This window comes from Protofrankia sp. CiP1_Cm_nod4 (assembly GCF_982290645.1).
Genome location: NZ_CEVIVC010000078.1, coordinates 10,497 through 11,403 on the forward strand (window position 1 = coordinate 10,497; position 907 = coordinate 11,403).

General features: G+C 65.9%; 1 protein-coding gene. It reads right to left on the bottom strand.

Annotated features, from left to right (window positions below):
• Nucleotides 1-177 precede the first annotated feature (177 nt).
• Entirely contained in the window at nucleotides 178-615 is a 438-nt protein-coding gene (locus AC5LSR_RS15345) for a PLD nuclease N-terminal domain-containing protein (RefSeq protein WP_250283272.1), read from the bottom strand.
• Nucleotides 616-907: the final 292 nt, after the last annotated feature.

Consider the following 907-nt stretch of genomic DNA (forward strand, 5'->3'; position numbering starts at 1 on the left):
GCCTGGGTGTCGTTGGTTGACGCCCAGGCAGAACCGCACTGGATACCCGCTGGCCGGCGTTGCCGGCAGGATGACGCTGACTGCCGCCAACGGGGTCACGCTGACTAGATGTCAACGTGACGCCGCGGACTGTCAACGTGGTACCGCGTCGCGTTGCCGTATGGGTCGGTGTTGTGGTCAGCTCCGGGGGGTGCCGTCGCCGTCCCCGCGGCGGATACGTTCGGACAGTTCCCGCAGGAACTCCGGGTTGTCGTCGGGCGCGACCGGCTGTGGCGCGGGACTACGGCGTGGCCACGACGGCCACCGGAGATTCGACGGCCCGTCCTCGGCGCCATCCCGGCTGCCTCGGCCGAAGCCGTCGGCCCCGGCCCAGCGGCCCCGGCCTTCCCATGTTGGATGATCCATGGGCTCGATACCGTCGTCGGCGTAGTCGTCACGACGGGGGCGGCCGACAACGAGCCAGGCCACGCCGCCGATGGCGTAGAAGAAAACGATGATGGCAATCCAGGCGATCTTGGGAAGTGTGCGCACGGCGGCTGACGGGGCCATGATCGCGTCAATGAGCGTGAAAATCCAGAAGCCGAAGATTGCCAGCGTCAGTACGAACCCCACCACCGCACCGTTGATCCTCTCCAGTCTTCACTCCGACCGTCATGACCATCTGTCACGACCCGGAGTCCTGATCGCGTGTGGACCCATATCCACCGTCATCCGACGGTACAGCCAGTGCTCTCTGGAGCGGTTCCGATGCCCATAGGTGACCATGGACGCCCGTTGGTGCCCAAACAGCCGATGTCCATTGGAACGGCTGATGCCCGTGGGAACCATCCGCCCGTCCGGTCGGATCGGTGACGCCAGGACGACCGCCGCGCAACGACAACGCTCCCAGTGTGCTCCTTTCGATGGC